This window comes from Halolamina sp. C58, assembly GCF_051195095.1.
Lineage (GTDB): Archaea > Halobacteriota > Halobacteria > Halobacteriales > Haloferacaceae > Halolamina.
Genome location: NZ_JBNTJY010000001.1, coordinates 733,768 through 748,356 on the forward strand (window position 1 = coordinate 733,768; position 14,589 = coordinate 748,356).

At 69.4% G+C, this 14,589-nt stretch carries 17 protein-coding genes; 6 read left to right on the forward strand and 11 right to left on the reverse strand.

Translation table 11 applies throughout. The features are described from left to right. Window positions 1-17: 17 nt before the first annotated feature. On the forward strand, window positions 18-1,217 hold the full coding sequence (locus ACQUSM_RS03840) for a hypothetical protein (RefSeq protein WP_435115904.1): 1,200 nt from the start codon (window positions 18-20) through the stop codon (window positions 1,215-1,217). On the opposite strand, the gene mvaD is transcribed toward ACQUSM_RS03840, so the two are convergent. After that, window positions 1,214-2,212, reverse strand: coding sequence for a phosphomevalonate decarboxylase MvaD (gene mvaD, locus ACQUSM_RS03845; RefSeq protein WP_435115906.1), 999 nt, complete (start codon window positions 2,210-2,212; stop codon window positions 1,214-1,216). The genes ACQUSM_RS03840 and mvaD overlap by 4 nt on opposite strands. A 51-nt stretch (window positions 2,213-2,263) precedes the next feature. Continuing rightward, window positions 2,264-2,506 (reverse strand): hypothetical protein, encoded by a 243-nt coding sequence (locus ACQUSM_RS03850; RefSeq protein ID WP_435115908.1) that lies wholly within the window; start codon window positions 2,504-2,506, stop codon window positions 2,264-2,266. 95 nt (window positions 2,507-2,601) lie between these two features. Here ACQUSM_RS03850 and ACQUSM_RS03855 point away from each other — a divergent pair, with 95 nt between their 5' ends. Continuing rightward, window positions 2,602-3,108, forward strand: a complete 507-nt coding sequence (locus ACQUSM_RS03855) for a DUF21 domain-containing protein (protein ID WP_435115910.1) — start codon at window positions 2,602-2,604, stop codon at window positions 3,106-3,108. Between the two features lies 1 nt (window position 3,109). On the opposite strand, the gene ACQUSM_RS03860 is transcribed toward ACQUSM_RS03855, so the two are convergent. The 4 genes from ACQUSM_RS03860 to ACQUSM_RS03875 all read right to left on the reverse strand — a co-directional run bounded on the left by ACQUSM_RS03860 (window position 3,110) and on the right by ACQUSM_RS03875 (window position 7,584). Then, the gene (locus ACQUSM_RS03860; protein ID WP_435118279.1) at window positions 3,110-4,168 is read right to left on the reverse strand and encodes an ABC transporter permease; all 1,059 of its coding nucleotides are present in this window, start codon (window positions 4,166-4,168) and stop codon (window positions 3,110-3,112) included. A gap of 73 nt (window positions 4,169-4,241) precedes the next feature. Then, the gene (locus ACQUSM_RS03865; RefSeq protein ID WP_435115912.1) at window positions 4,242-6,086 is read right to left on the reverse strand and encodes an ABC transporter permease; all 1,845 of its coding nucleotides are present in this window, start codon (window positions 6,084-6,086) and stop codon (window positions 4,242-4,244) included. Beyond that, window positions 6,083-7,006: an ABC transporter ATP-binding protein gene (locus ACQUSM_RS03870; protein WP_435115914.1), complete on the reverse strand. Its 924-nt coding sequence runs from the start codon at window positions 7,004-7,006 to the stop codon at window positions 6,083-6,085. Before ACQUSM_RS03870 ends, ACQUSM_RS03865 begins: the two co-directional genes overlap by 4 nt. Window positions 7,007-7,155: 149 nt before the next feature. Further along, entirely contained in the window at window positions 7,156-7,584 is a 429-nt protein-coding gene (locus tag ACQUSM_RS03875; RefSeq protein WP_435115916.1) for a DoxX family protein, read from the reverse strand. Between the two features lie 222 nt (window positions 7,585-7,806). Between ACQUSM_RS03875 and ACQUSM_RS03880 the strand changes: the two genes are divergently transcribed. Next, entirely contained in the window at window positions 7,807-8,130 is a 324-nt protein-coding gene (locus ACQUSM_RS03880; protein WP_435115918.1) for a transcription factor S, read from the forward strand. Between the two features lie 29 nt (window positions 8,131-8,159). On the opposite strand, the gene ACQUSM_RS03885 is transcribed toward ACQUSM_RS03880, so the two are convergent. The 3 genes from ACQUSM_RS03885 to ACQUSM_RS03895 form a co-directional block, all read right to left on the reverse strand. Further along, complete coding sequence (locus ACQUSM_RS03885; RefSeq protein ID WP_435115920.1) at window positions 8,160-8,891, reverse strand: methyltransferase domain-containing protein; 732 nt, start codon at window positions 8,889-8,891, stop codon at window positions 8,160-8,162. 4 nt (window positions 8,892-8,895) lie between these two features. Further along, window positions 8,896-9,282, reverse strand: coding sequence for a nascent polypeptide-associated complex protein (locus ACQUSM_RS03890; protein WP_435115922.1), 387 nt, complete (start codon window positions 9,280-9,282; stop codon window positions 8,896-8,898). An 81-nt stretch (window positions 9,283-9,363) separates the two neighbouring features. Continuing rightward, a complete protein-coding gene (locus ACQUSM_RS03895; RefSeq protein WP_435115925.1) occupies window positions 9,364-9,969 on the reverse strand; it encodes a hypothetical protein in 606 nt (201 codons plus the stop codon). Between the two features lie 102 nt (window positions 9,970-10,071). On the opposite strand from ACQUSM_RS03895, the gene ACQUSM_RS03900 reads away from it, so the two are divergent. Next, window positions 10,072-10,593 (forward strand): hypothetical protein, encoded by a 522-nt coding sequence (locus ACQUSM_RS03900; protein WP_435115927.1) that lies wholly within the window; start codon window positions 10,072-10,074, stop codon window positions 10,591-10,593. A 55-nt stretch (window positions 10,594-10,648) separates the two neighbouring features. After that, on the forward strand, window positions 10,649-11,440 hold the full coding sequence (locus ACQUSM_RS03905; RefSeq protein ID WP_435115929.1) for a creatininase family protein: 792 nt from the start codon (window positions 10,649-10,651) through the stop codon (window positions 11,438-11,440). Here ACQUSM_RS03905 and ACQUSM_RS03910 read toward each other — a convergent pair. Both ACQUSM_RS03910 and ACQUSM_RS03915 read right to left on the reverse strand, forming a co-directional pair. After that, window positions 11,437-12,099: an O-methyltransferase gene (locus ACQUSM_RS03910; protein WP_435115931.1), complete on the reverse strand. Its 663-nt coding sequence runs from the start codon at window positions 12,097-12,099 to the stop codon at window positions 11,437-11,439. The two genes, ACQUSM_RS03905 and ACQUSM_RS03910, sit on opposite strands and share 4 nt — an antisense overlap. Before the next feature lie 63 nt (window positions 12,100-12,162). Next, window positions 12,163-12,618 carry a transporter gene (locus tag ACQUSM_RS03915; protein ID WP_435115933.1) on the reverse strand — a complete coding sequence of 152 codons (456 nt, stop codon included), beginning with the start codon at window positions 12,616-12,618 and terminating at the stop codon, window positions 12,163-12,165. Window positions 12,619-12,730: 112 nt separating this feature from the next. On the opposite strand from ACQUSM_RS03915, the gene ACQUSM_RS03920 reads away from it, so the two are divergent. Then, window positions 12,731-14,416 (forward strand): acyl-CoA mutase large subunit family protein, encoded by a 1,686-nt coding sequence (locus ACQUSM_RS03920; protein WP_435115935.1) that lies wholly within the window; start codon window positions 12,731-12,733, stop codon window positions 14,414-14,416. The last annotated feature ends 173 nt before the right edge of the window (window positions 14,417-14,589 follow it).

Genomic DNA, 14,589 nt, shown 5'->3' on the forward strand with positions numbered 1-14,589 from the left:
CCACGACGTTGGCGACGATGAACCGACGGCTGCTGGCTACCCTGATAGTGGTCTCTGCGACGGTGTTGGCCGGCTGTGGTGCGTTCGGTGGTGCGCCATCGCCGACCGCCACGCCGACGGACACCGAGGCGAGCACACCCGTACCCACCCCGACCGAAACCGCGACACCGGCGGCAGCCTCGACGCCGGCGCCAGTCCCCGTCGCCGGCAATCTGTCCGTCGACGCCACGCTGGTCTGGGAGCGCGTGGAGTCACTGTTCCCCGGCGAGTACGAGCCACCGCTAGTAAGCGCCAGAAACGTGACGGGAACGTCGATACTGCTGCCGTTCGCGACCCACCTCGGACTCGGCCGAGGGGGAGAAGCGTTCGCTGCCGAGAACGCCGGCGGCGGCTACGTGCGGCAGGAGGATCGAGTGTTGCTCCTCACGCGGAACGGCTCCGCGACCGAACTCGAACGGATCCTCGCCCACGAGTTCGTCCACGCGATACAGGACCAGATCGGGCTGCTAGAACGGGCGGACGACACCGAGAGTTTCGCGGCCGAGCGGGCTATCGTCGAGGGGTCCGCGGTTTACGTCGAGAACTTTTACACCCGCGAGTTCTTGAGGTTCTCCTCGCTCGACCGGACGTGTGCGGAGTACGCGAACGGAACCCCCTACGCACGCTACGTGAACGCCCCCTACTGTTACGGCGGCCAGTATTTCGCCGCCCGACTCGACTCCCCGAGCGAACTCTCGAACCGCGACCTCAGGCTGCCGAACACGACCGAACAGGTGCTCCACCCCGAGGCGACCGATTCGCCGTCGAACCTCACGGTAACCACGGGCTGGGAAGCGACTGCGGAACGTGATCGGCAGGGCGAACTGTTCGTCCGAACCGCCCTCGGTACCGAACTCCCCGAGGAGCGAGCGATCGAAGCCGCCGCCGGCTGGGGCAACGACCGGCTCGTCAGTGTCACGGGCGACACCGAGGGATACGTCTGGGTCCTGCGCTGGGACACCGACGCCGACGCGGCCGAGTTCGAGACCGCATTCGCGGACTACCTCGACGCCCGCGGGAACCGAACCGCCGACGGCTGGCGCGTCGACGACGACCGCTACCGGCTCGCGACCGTCGACGACCGGACGGTCGCGGTCGTCACGGGGAACGACACGTTCGTCGACTCGGTTTCAGTCACCGGCGAAAGTGGAAACGTGACGATTGCGAGCGAGTCCTAGAACAGGCTCTCGCTCCCGTCCAGCACCTCGGCGGGGCCGCCGACCTCCCAGACCTCCGTCTCGACGCCCGTCTCCGCGACCTTCTCCTCGACCACGTCGGCGTACTCCGCGGTCGTGTTCACGTACACCGACGCGCCGGTGTCCGTCGAGAAGTAGACGGGGACGCCCGTCTCCCGGAGTTCGCGGACCGCGTTGAACACGGCGATCGTCTCGGGCTTCCAGTACACCCAGCCCGCGGGGCCGGTCATCGTCGTCGCCGTCAGCGACAGGGAGTCGTGTTCGGCGGTGCCGAAGATGCGGTGGAAGTCGCCCGCCCGAAGCGCGTCGCGCATCTCCACGAGCTGGTCCTGCACGTGGGCGAGCCGGGCGTCGAACATGTGGCTCGCTTCGGCCTCCCTGTGGGCCTCCTCGGTCTCCTTGTACGCGGGGACGAGCGCAGTGACGATCCGGAGGTCCTCCTCCGGGTCGAACCCGTCCTCACCTTCGCCCGTGTTGAGTCGGTGGGAGCGGCAGTCCTCGTCGTTCAGTCCCGCGGAGAGGTCGGAGTAGGCGCCCGTGACCGCGCGGGCGGCCGAGGAGGAGCCCCGACGGGCGACCGTCGAGATCTCCGGCCGAGTGAGGTCGAGCCCGGCGGCCTCGGTGGCGGCCGTCGCTAACGCCGCGAAGCCCGAGGAGGAGGAACCGAAGCCGACGTTCGAGGGGAAGGAGTTCTCGCTCTCCATCCGGACCGCGTGGTCGAACCCCGCGAGATCGCGGACGTGATCGAGCACGTGCCGGATGCGCTCGGCGCCGCGGCCGTCGACGCCCTCGCCGTCGATGATGTACGTGTCGTCGCCCGCGTCGGGCAGGAACTCGACGGTCGTGGTGGTGTTCGACGGCGCGGTACAGACGCTGATCGAGTCGTGGTACGGGAGCCGGAGCTCCGTGTCGCGCATCCCGTGGTACTTCACGAGCCCCTGGATCGGGTGGGCTCGCGCGGTGGCCTTGAGCGGCATCTCTGTCGGCTTTGCTCGGCGCCCCGGGTTAGACGTGTCGGTGCGGGGGCGTCAGCTCCGGTAGACGTGGTAGCCGGCACCCCAGACCGCGAGCAGCACGCCAATGACGAGCATCACGCCCGCGAGCTCTTCCTCGACGGGGACTTCGAGGTACGCCTGCAGGAGGTTCCCGGCGATCCGCGAGAGCCGCTCGAACGGCGGGAGATACGTCAGGATCGTCTTGTTCAGGAACCCGCTGACGACGATACAGACGAGGTAGCCCAGCGAGTGGGCGGCGCCCGATTTGGCCGGCATGGGACGTACCTCGTACTGCCTCCTCAAAAGTGTACGGCAGGCAGCACGACGGGGGACGCGGAACTGTGAATACCCTCCCGGTCGAGCGTCCGTCCATGATCGACCTACTCGTCGTCGGCGGCGTCGGCGCGACCGTGGTACTGCTCGCGTGCAGCGCCTTCTTCTCCAGCTCCGAGACCGCGATCTTCTCGTTGCCGACCGACCACGACGCGGTCCCCGGCGACGATTCAAGGGAGCGGACGCTCACCGCGCTCCGGGAGGACCCCCACCGGCTGCTGGTGACGCTGCTGGTCGGGAACAACGTCGTCAACGTCGCGATCTCCAGCATCGTCACCGTCCTCGTGGCGCGGAGCCTGCCGCCGGGACCCGCGGTCGTCGCCGCGACCGTGGTCACGAGCTCGCTCGTGCTCGTGTTCGGCGAGATCGTGCCCAAGGCGTACGGCCTCGGCAACGCCGCCGAGTGGTCGCTGACGGTCGCCCCCGCCGTCGCGCTGGTCGAGCGGCTGCTCTCGCCGCTGATCTCGCTGTTCGACTGGGTGACCCGCCGGCTCAACCGCGTCATCGAGGGGGAGATCGACATCGAGCGGCCGTACGTGGAGTAGGCTACTCGAGCGCGGCGTCCCCCCGCCGCGTGACCAGCGCACGGACCGCGAGGTACGCGCCGATCCCGAGCGCGACGTAGCCCGCGACGACGCCGTAGGTCGTGACCGACGCGGAGTTCACCGCCAGCCGCGCGATCGTGTTCGGCGGGCTTCCCGGCAACAGGGCGGCGGCGCCGAACAGCCCCAGCACGCCCGTCGAGTAGAGGAACTGCGCGGCGCGGCGTTCGGGGGAGAGCAGCGCGACCGCGGCGCCCAGCGCCGACACCGCGAGCGCGAACGCCGTCGTCAGCAGCAGGAGTGCGGGGAGGTTCGCGACGGGCGTGCCGTTGACCGCGAGCAGCGCCATCCACAGCGCCGCCTGCGCGGGCGCGAGTAGCACCGACGCCAGCAGCTTCCCGTCGACGATCCCCGCCGGCGACAGCGGCGAGACGCGGAGCAGCGCCATCGTCCCGCGGTCGATCTCCTCGGTCAGCGAGTCGACGGTGATCGAGCCGCCGATGAAGGCGGGCAGCAGGAGCAGCAGCGGCACCAGAACGGTGTAGCTAAAGCCGTAGTACGGGCTGCTCGCGGGCTCGGGCGGCAGCGAGAGCGGCGCGGTGCCGAGGTACTCGACGCGGCTCGCGCGCTGGTCGCGCTCGAACGCCCGCAGCGCGTCCCGGACCTGTACGACCGTCACTGTCGTCCGGACGTTCTCGTCGGGCACCGTCACCGCCACCTCGATCCGGTTCTCGTCGGAATGGCTCGCGAGGAACGTCGCGTCGACGGTCCCGCGCTGGAACGCTGCGGCGGCCGCGTCGGGCGACTCGTACTCACGAGCGTCGACGCTCGGCTGGTCGTCGAGCGTCGCGAGCAGCTCGTCGGCCGCGTCGCCGGCCACCGCGGCGTCGACGCTCACGCCGCCCACGCCGCCGGGCTGGTACATCGAGACGAGCCCGACGACGAGGAACGAGGAGAACGCGGCGACGAACAGCTGGATCAGCAACGCGAGCACGATCGTCTTCTCGTCGGCCAGCGAGCGCAGTTCCTTCCGGGCGAGCACGATCCGCGGGTCGTGCCAGATCGAGCGCAGGCGGCCGCGATCCTCGGCCGGCTCCCGCTCGCCCGCGGCGTCGCTGCCGGGTTCGGGGCGGGGCTCAGACAACGGCGCTCACCACCGTGAGGTTGTAGCTCGCGTGGAGCAGCGTCGCCGCCCCGAGCGCGAGGAGGTACGCCCGCCGCCCGCGTGTGGCCCCGGCGGCCGACACCGTCGCGGTGACGGCGTGCAGCAGCAGCGGCGCGAGAAACAGCGCGAGCAGCGCCAGCGGCCCGTTCCCCAGCGCACCGAGCCCGGTGCCGGTGGCGGAGAACGCCGCCCGGCCGAGCGTGAGTTCGGGGAGGCCGACCACCTGCACGACGGCGGTGAACTTCTCGCCGACGAAGAAGCCCAGCCCCGAGAGCCCGCCGACCAGCAGCGTCGCCCGGCCGGTCCGGGCGAACGTTCCGGTCCGGAAGCCGGCGTAGAGGTGGGCCGACTTCGCGACCTCCTCGATGCCGGCGATTGCGACCAGCAGCAGCGGGAGGCTCACCGAGATCGGGAGCGCGAACAGCAGCGCGACGACGAGCAGCTCCGCGACGAACACGAACGGGATCGCCAGCGCCGAGAGCGTCGCCGCCGAGCGTGCGCCCGCCAGCCGTGCGTCGAGCGCGTCCAACAGCTTCAGCGGCACCGCGCGCTGGGTGAACATGTCCTCCTCGCGGTAGACACCGAGCCCGAGCAGGAACAGCGTCCCGCCGGCAAACAGCGGCGGCCCCGTCGCGAACGCGAACTGCGCCGGGGTGACGGCGATCCCCTGCAGGTCCCGGACCACCACGGTGAGCGGCGAGATGAACGCGACCGGCGTGACGTTCGCGAAGATGGCGGGCACGAACGCGTAGGCGGTCAGGAACACCGACAGCGTTACCGTGACGAACGTGAGCTCCTTGAACGACCGGGCGAACATCCCGCCGACGAACGTGCCCGCGAGATACAGCACCGCCAGCGGGACGACCGCGAGCACCGACACCGGGCCGATCTCGCCGCCGCCGACGGCGAGCGCGACGACGACCGAGAGCGCGACCGACGCGAGCAGGTACGGCAGCGTCTTCCCGGCCACCACGTCGCCGGGCTCGACGGGTGCGACCAGCAGGAGTTCGCCCCGGCGGCCGATCCGCTCGTCGAGCACGGTGCTGCCGTACGCCTGCGCGACGAAGTTCAACGGGACGAGGAAGGCGAAGGCGAGGATCAGCGACGCGAAGGGGAACGGCGGCCGAATATCGGCGGGCGATCCGCTCGCGGGGTCGGGGAACAGCGCGTCCCCGACGTTCGGGATCGCGAACCCGCCGCTGTCGTCGTCAGTGTCGGCGGCGGCTGTCTCGGTCGTCTCACTTCCGACTCCCGTACTGTCTCCCGGTGTAGCGGTCGCGGTCGGTTCGGCCGCACCGTCGCCGGTCGTTCCGCCGGTGGGAACCGCCGCCCGACTCTCGTACGCGAGCGTCACGGCGACGGGGAACGCCGCGGACTCGTTCCGCTCGGCGCGCATCAATCGGTCGTTCTGCCGCCGCACCGCGCTCCGAAGCGCCGCGAGCGCGGCCTCACCCTTCCCCGAGTCGCGCACCTCGAACTCGGCCGTGCGGTCGCCGTGGTCGGCGTCGACGATTCTGGCGTCCCACTCCTCGCTCGTACCCACCGGCTGTAACGAGGACGCTGCAGCGACCGGTTCGTGGTACGGGCTCTCCTCGTCGACCGCCACGCGGTAGAGGTCCGCGTCGAGCGCGACGCCGCCCGTGGCGGCGGTCGCACCGCCGGCACCGAGCGCGACGGCAACGGCCAGCAGTCCGAGCAGCGCCGTCCGGCGGTCGACGGTGCCCACGGAGTGTGCGACCTCCCAGCGCGCGATCCGGCCGACCTTGCGGAGGCGTCGCCGCGGGTCCCGGACCCGCCGGTCGTCGTCGCCGCTCACCGTGACCCCTCGCGTTCCCGCGAGTCGGCCGCCCGTTCACGCCGTCTGTGGGCGCTGTGCTCGCCGGTGAGTTCGAGGAACACGTCTTCGAGGCTCGGTTCGTCGGTGCGCACGTCGATCACCTCGCCGCCGGCTTCCCGCACTCGTTCCCGAACCGCGTCGGCGGCGTCGAGGCTCTCGACCTCGACGAGGTAGCGGTCGCCCGCGGGCTCGCTCTCGGGGAGTTCGACCGTGGCGTACACGCGGTAGGTGGTCCGCCCGTGGGCCTCGCGGATCTCCTCGACGCCGCCGCGGGCGATGATCGATCCCTCGTTCATCACGATCACGCGGTCGCAGAGGTCGGCGACGTGGTAGAGGTTGTGCGCGCTGAACACCACGGTCTTGCCGTCGTCGGCCAGCTCCTGCACGAACTGGAGCACCTCGTGGGTCGTCAGCGGGTCGAGCCCGGATGCGGGCTCGTCGTACACCAGCACGTCGGGGTCGTTCACCAGCGAGCGCGCGATCGCGACTTTCCGCTTCATCCCCTTCGACACGTCGCCGAGCCGGCGGTCACGGTGTTCGAGGTCGAGACGGTCGAGCGTGGACTCGATGCGCTGGTCCGCGATGTCGCCGGGCACGTCGTAGAGGTCCGCGAAGAAGGAGAGATACGTCCGGGCGGTCATGTTCTCGTACAGCGGCGACTCCTCGGGGAGGAACCCCAGCGCCCGGCGCATCTCGGGATCGTCGACGTCGTACCCCGCGACGGTCGCCTCGCCGGCGGTCGGTTCGACCAGCCCGGCGAGCATCTTCAGCGTCGTCGTCTTGCCGGCGCCGTTGGGACCGACGATGCCGAATATCTCGCCGGCGTCGGCCGAAAAGTCGCTGCCGCCGACGGCGACGAACTCGCCGTACCGCTTCTCGAGCCCGTCGGCACGGATCATGGGACGAACTGCTCCGTCGTCCCGGAAAAAGATCGGGTCCCGGCTATCGTTCGCGAGACTGTGGGCGCCGCTATCGCTCGACGAACGGACGCGAGAGACGGCGACTCTATCGAACGGATATCCCGCGTGAGCGGGTCGTTACGGTCGGATCAGAACAGGCCGACGTTGAGCGCGAGCGGCCAGTCGACGCCGCCGAGCGCGAGGAAGCCGAGCGAAGCGCCCAGCAGCGCGGCGTTCTTCAGGAAGTGGGTCATCTCGCCCTGCGTGTCCTCGGCGTTCCAGAAGTCGTGGATCGTCGGCGTCGCGACGACGAAGAACGTCGCGAGCGCCCCCGCCGCGAGGACGGGGTAGGCGCCGGCGGCGATGCCGAGGCCGCCGAGGATCAGCATCAGCCCGGAGGCGATCACGCCGAACGCCGGCGCGGGGATGCTCTTCGCGTCGGCGTACCCCGTCATCGTCTCGAGGTTCATGAAGTGGTTCAGGCCCATGAACGCGAGCACGAGGCCGAAGACGAGGCGGGCGACGAGGAAGATCGTCCCGGCGGCGCCGTCGAGCGCGGCGGCCTGCAGCAGGCTCATCGCTCTCCCTCCGTCGGTGCGGTCGTCGTCGATACGCTGTGTGAGTGTGGTTGCGTCACGTCACCTGCTACGAGCGCGAACCACTTGAGGGCTCGCGAACCCCGTCGTCACCCGGTTACAACGGTGTTATCGGGAGATCTGGGTGCCGGGCGCCAGCCGGTCGGTGCCGCCACGGCGCCGAACCCCGACGCTTAAACCGGGTGACCCGCTACGGTGCCGCCAATGAAGTTCTGCGACGAGTGCGGTTCGATGATGAAAGCGGAGGGCGACGAGTGGGTGTGTGGCAGCTGCGGCGCCACCGAAGCCCGGAACGAGGCCGAAGAGTCCGGGATGACAACCCAGCAGGATCAGGAGGAGAGCGACATCGTCGACATGTCCGACGTCGACGAGGAGACGCTGGGCCCGACGACGGAGATCCGCTGCCCCGAGTGCGGCCACGACCGCGCGAGCTACGAGATGAAGCAGATCCGCGCGGCCGACGAGTCCGAGACGCGCTTTTTCACCTGTACGGAGTGCGGCCACAAGTGGCGCGAGGACGACCACTGACGCGGTAGCGTTCTCTCCCCGGGCCGGAGCTACTCCTTTCTTGCGAACGTCAGATAACCGGTGTGGCCGACGCCGGCCGTCGACGGCCGCGTGCCGCGGTCGCCCACGTCCATCCGGCGCTGGATCGTCTCGAACGTTCGGATGTCCGTGAGCCCGTCGCGGGCGGCCTCGACGGTCTCCCGAACCGACTCCACGAACGGCGAGTACACCGCGACGAACCCCCCAGCCGTGAGAAGTTCGGGCGCGCGCTCGACCACGGCTGCGGAGTCGCCGGTGTCGAGCGTGAGCACGTCGAACGGCCCCTCCGCGACGAGCTCGTCGAGGTGCTCGGTCACGTCGCCGGCACGCACGTCGACGCGGTCGGCGACGCCGCCGAGCTCCATGTTCTCGCGGGCGACCTCGGCGAACTCCGGATCGGTCTCGTACGTCGTCACCTCGGCGCCGGCGCGGGCGAGGTACGCCGCGAGCACGCCCGTTCCGGTGCCGGCGTCGAGTACGCGGTCGCCGCCCCCGGCGCCGGTGTGACCCATCACGAGGCCGGCGTCGCGGGGCATCATCGGCGCGCCGGTGCGCTCGAAGTGCTCGAACAGGTCCGGCCCGCGGAGCTCGCGGACGGTGAACGGCTCGCCGAGGTGGGTCTCGAGTTCGTCGCCGTGGCTCACGTCCTCGGGCACGTCGAGCACGCCGAGGTCGGTCTGTAGCTCCTCACCGGGACGGCGTACGTACTCACGGTCGCCGTGAACGAGCAGAAACGCGCCCACAGGACTACTCCAGCTGATCGACGGCCGCCGCGAGGTCGCCGTCGTTCTCCTCGAGAACCTCCCGCGCGGTGGACTCCGTGACGCCCGCACGCTGGGCGACGATCTCCACGTCGGCGTCGGGGATGCCGCCCTCGTCGTCGGACTCCTCCTCGCCCGCTTCGATCGCCTCGGCCTCGTCGCTGCCCGTCTCACGGACGTTCGGCTCGCCGACGATCTGGTAGGTCTCCTGCCCTTGGGCGTCCATCTTGGTGACCTGGGCGCCGTCGAAGTAGAGCTCCTCGTCGCCGGTCCGGATGATCACTTCCTCGGCGTCGAGCTCCTCGACGTCGATCCCCATCTGCTTCATCATCTGCTGCATCTTGCGCGGGTTGAGTCCGCCGCCTCCAAACATGGACGTGAGTCGGTGGGGCGAGGTCAAAAACGTGGCGAAGGGGCCGGAGACCGACGGTACGGCCGGAGACGCCCTGACAGGTCAGTTCGGGAGCGTCCAGACGCCGATCCGGCCGATAGCGTGCTCGAACTCCCGCCGGCTCCGCCACTCGACCAGCTGGTCGTTCGCGTCGAGCAGCTCGAACAGCTTCGCCATCATCGCGTCGTACTTCTCCCGCTCCAGATCCTCGTCGATAGCGGCGTCCGCGTAGTCGCGTTTCGCGACGTACGTGCTGTCGAGGGGGAGCTCCCCGAGTTCGAGCTCGTGGCCGCCGTCGTTGTCCTCGGCGACGACGACCGCGAAGTCGGTCAGGTCGAGCACGACGCGGAACTTGAGGTAGAAGTTGTTCCAGTCGTCGGTCGCCACGTCCAAGTCGTCGAGCAACAGCGCGATCGAGACGTGCGGCGGGTCCGCCAGCAGCGATTTGGCGGTCCGGAGGCGTTCCTTCTGGGGGTCGTCGTAGTTCCCGAGGACGAAGTACCGCACCGAGTCGTCTCGGTAGCCGCCGGGCAGGCGGTCCACCACGTCCGCGATCACCTCGTGGGTGTCGCCGATCTCCCCGACGGTGCGCTCCCCGAACAGGTACTCCGGGTCGTCGAACGTCGGCCCCTCGGACAGGTGGTCCGGCACGTCCCCGCCGTCACTCATGCTTGCAGCTACCCCCGGTCCGAGGAAAAGGCTGTCGAGCGGCGGGTGGGTGTTGCGACAGCCGTCGCAACCCTTTTCTCGGCGGGGCGCGAACCGGGACGTATGAGCGACACCGGACCGAACGCCGGCCAGGCGACGCCGGGCGACGGCGAGGGGTACGGGAGCGTGGCCGTCGACAGCGGACCGCTCGCCGAAGGGGTGGCCCCGGGGGAGGGGACGCCGGACGAGCAGCGCATCCGGGACCTGCGGGACCTCCTCGAACCGCGGAAGGTCAAGCTCCTCCAGCAGATCCTCGCGACCGAGTGGGGGTCGCTGAGCCCCGCCGAGCTCGCGGTCCGGAACCCCGACGTGACGGACAGCACGATCCGGGACCACCTCCGGGCGATGGCCCAGCGCGAGCGCCCGTTCGTCGTCAAACTCGAGGACGAGGAACAGAAACACGCCGGCGGGGACCTCCCGTGGACGTACTACGCGGTCACGGAGTACGGGGTCGAACTCCTCGAACAGACCGGGTTCTACGACTCGATTAGCCTGCTGTATCAGGCGTACGACGCCGCCGAGACGCCCGAGGAGATCCAGCACATCGAGGCGTACGACGGCCGACCCACGCCGGACTGGCTCTGAGCGGGGCGTGCCGCGCCCGGGAGCCTTTAGGCGCCCCGGTCCCCTCGCTTCCTCCATGTACCTCGCCGACCAGACGTGGCCCGATATCGCGGCAGCCGACGCCGGCCCCGTCGCGTTCGTGCCGCTGGGTTCGACCGAACAACACGGGCCGCATCTCCCGCTCTCGACCGATCACGTGATCGCGGAGGGGCTGGCCCGCGCGGCGGCCGACCGGACCGGGTTCGTCTGTACGCCGACCGTCAACGTCGGCGTCAGCGACCACCACCGACAGTTCCACGGCACGATGTGGGTGTCACCCGACTCCTTCCGGAACTACGTCGAGGACTTCACCCGGAACCTCGCGTCCCACGGGATCGATCGCGTGGTGTTCGTGAACGCCCACGGCGGGAACGCACAGCACCTGCAAGAAGTGGGCCGTCGCGTCCGCGCGGACGAGACGGCGTTTGCGACGCCGTGGATGTGGGACGAGTCGATCCCCGAGCTGGTGAACGAGGTCTTCGAGACCAACGGCCCCCACGCCGGCCCGAAGGAGACCTCGATGCTCCTCCACCTCGCGCCGGAGACGGTGAAGGAAGCGGAGTTCGAGAACGCCCGCGACGGCGGGCTACAGGACCTCGGGAGCGCCGGCCACAGCCGGCACGGCGCCCGGATCCACTACGACACGATCGAGAACTCCGCGAACGGCGCGTTCGGCGACCCCACCGACGCCAGCGCCGAGAAGGGTGAACGCATCTTCGAGGCGGCCTGCGACGAGCTGATCCAGTTGGCCGAGTGGCTGGCCGACCAGCGCTTCGCGGACCTGATGCCCCGCGAGCACGTCGACGCCGAGAGCGCGACGGACGTTTAACGCTCGGCGACCCGTGTACTCAGGCAGAGCCCCGAGCCGACGGGGAGGACGAACGACTCGAACGCCGGGTCGGCCCGGACGTGCTCGACGTAGTTCGCGATCCCCTCGGTGCCGTCGCTGGCGTCCTCCGGCAGCGGTTCGTCGTCGGCGAAGTAGGCCGTCAGCGCGTCGAGGTCGATCGGCCCGCGGGTCATGTTGTCGGCGACGATCACGCCTCCTTCGGGAACTTTCTCTCGCGCCTTGTCGAACCCTTGGTCGTACCGCGGCTTGTCGTGGTCGATCAGCACCACGTCGAACGGGCCCTCGTACGCGTCGACGGTCTCCAGCGCGTCGCCGTGTTCGAAGTGGGCGCGGTCGGCGTCGCCGGCGCGGTCGAGGAACGTTCGGGCCATGTCGAGTTCGTCCTCGTCGATCTCCGTGAGCACCACCTCGTCGGCGCCGCCGTCGAGGAACCACGAGGCGCTGTAGCCGTAGCCCGAGCCGAACTCGAACACGCGTTCGGCGTCGGTCAGGCGCGCGAGCATGCGCAGGACCGCGCCCGCGTCGGGGCCGATGATCGGGAACCCGTGCTCGTCGGCGTACTCTGCCATCTCCGACTGGATCTCGCTGTGGCTCGCGCCCGTGGCGCGGACGTATCGTTCGACGGTCTCCAGATCCATGCGCGTCGGTTCGCCGGCGGAGAAGTAAGCGTTTGGTCCGGCGAACCGCCTGTGGCGGCCCGATCAGACCAGCGGTCGCGCGAGGAAGCCGCCGAGCAGCAGCAGCAGCACCGAGAACGTCGCCGCCAGCCGGATCAGCGTCTGGTTCTCGCGGCCGGCGGTCTGGATCTTCCCGTCGCCGAGCGAGTCCTGAATCTTGCCGATCGACGCTTCGAGCAGGCCGGTGACGACCAGCCAGAGCGCGAGCATGCCGAGAACGGCGTGGCCGGTGCTGGTGCTGAACAGCGCGCCGTCCGGGTAGCCCGTCGCCGCCATGTGGCCGCCGGTGACGACGAACACGACGGCGCCGATCCGGGTCAGCCAGCGGAGGCCGGTCGTGATCGACATTGCCGAGGTGACGCCGATGTCGCCGTCGGAGAGCAGCGGGTGGATCCGCCACGCGTAGAACACTGTCGTCCCGGCCCAGATCCCGGCGAACAGGACGTGGAGCATACTGAACGCGGTGTCGATGATCGCCATACTCCGCTGTTGGTCCGATCGCCGATAAAGGCAGGTGACTCCGGAGTCGGCGCCGCCCGGGGGCGTCGGCGTCTCCCTACCCTTCAAGTCCGAACCGCCCCCAGTTCGGGGCATGTTCGACGACGAGGACCTCGCGGCGATCCGCGAGGGGAAGGAGAGCTGGGAGGAGGAGACCTACGGCCCCACCGTCGAGCGCTTCGGCGAGCGCAAGGAGGAGTTCACCACCGACACCGGGGGGCAGGCGGTCAAGCCGCTGTACACCCCCGACGACATCGCCGACAAGGACTACGAGGACGAGATCGGCTTCCCGGGCGAGGAGCCGTACACCCGCGGCGTCTACTCGACGATGCACCGCGGCCGGCTCTGGACGATGCGGCAGTACGCCGGGATGGGGACCGCCGCCGAGACCAACGAGCGCTTCCACTACCTGCTCGATCAGGGACAGACCGGGCTCTCGATGGCCTTTGACCTGCCCACACAGATGGGCCACGACTCCGACGCCGACATGGCCCAGGGCGAGGTCGGGCGCTCGGGGGTCGCGATCGACTCCATCGAGGACATGAAGACCGTCTTCGACGGGATCCCGCTCGACGAGGTGTCGACGTCGATGACGATCAACGCGCCCGCGAGCGTGCTGCTCGCGCTGTACATCGCGGTCGGTGACGAGCAGGGCGTCGACCGCGAGGAGCTGCGCGGGACCATCCAGAACGACATCCTGAAAGAGTACGCCGCGCGGAACACGTACATCTACCCGCCGGAGTCGTCGATGCGGCTGATCACGGACATCTTCGAGTTCTGCGCCGAGGAGACGCCGAAGTTCAACACCATCTCCATCTCCGGCTACCACATCCGCGAGGCCGGCTCGACGGCGGCGCAGGAGGTCGCGTTCACGCTCGGCAACGGGATCGAATACGTCGAGGCGGCGATCGACGCCGGCCTCGACGTGGACGAGTTCGCGCCGCAGCTCAGCTTCTTCTTCAACGCCCACAACAACATCTTCGAGGAGGCCGCGAAGTTCCGGGCCGCCCGCCGGATGTGGGCCCAGATCATGGAGGAGCGCTTCGACGCGGAGAACCCCAAGTCGAAGCAGCTGAAGTTCCACACCCAGACCGGCGGCTCGACGCTGACCGCCCAGCAGATCGAGAACAACGTCGTCCGCGTCTCCTATCAGGCGCTCGCCGCGGTGCTCGGCGGCACCCAGAGCCTCCACACCAACGGGAAGGACGAGGCGCTGGCGCTACCCACCGAGGAGTCGGTCCGGACCGCGCTCCGGACCCAGCAGATTCTCGCTCACGAGTCCGGCGCCGCCGACACGATCGACCCGCTGGCGGGTAGCTACTACGTCGAGAGTCTGACCGACGACATCGAGGAGGAGGCGTTCGAGATCATGGACGAGGTCGACGAGCGCGGCGGGATGCGCGGCGCGATCGAGGAGCAGTGGGTCCAGCGGCAGATTCAGGAAGTCGCGTTCGACCGTCAGGAGGAGATCGAGGAGGGCGAGCGGGTCATCGTCGGCGTCAACGAGTTCGAGGTCGAGGACGCCGAGCCCGAGATGGATCTGGAGTCGGTCGACGAGGAGGACGAGCAGCGACAGATCGACCAGTTGGAGGAACTCCGCGAGCGGCGCGACGACGACGCCGTCGAGGCGGCGCTGGACGACCTCGCGGCGGCCGCGGAGGGCGAGGAGAACGTGATGCCGTACATCGTCGACGCCGTGAAAGCGAAAGCAACTGTCGGCGAAGTCTGTAACGTGTTCCGCGACGTGTTCGGCGAGTACCAGCAGGGCGTCTCGGTCTGATCGAAAAGGGGAGTAGGGTGGGGAGCAGGCGAGTGGTCGAGCCACACCGACCACTCGCCTCGTTCGGGGGCTGCCTTCGTCAGCGGGGATCCGCTGACGTGTTGGCAAACGGGAGACGGATATTTGACAGTAACGGTGGCTACGATGTGTGTTTTACCGATCGGGGTCGGACC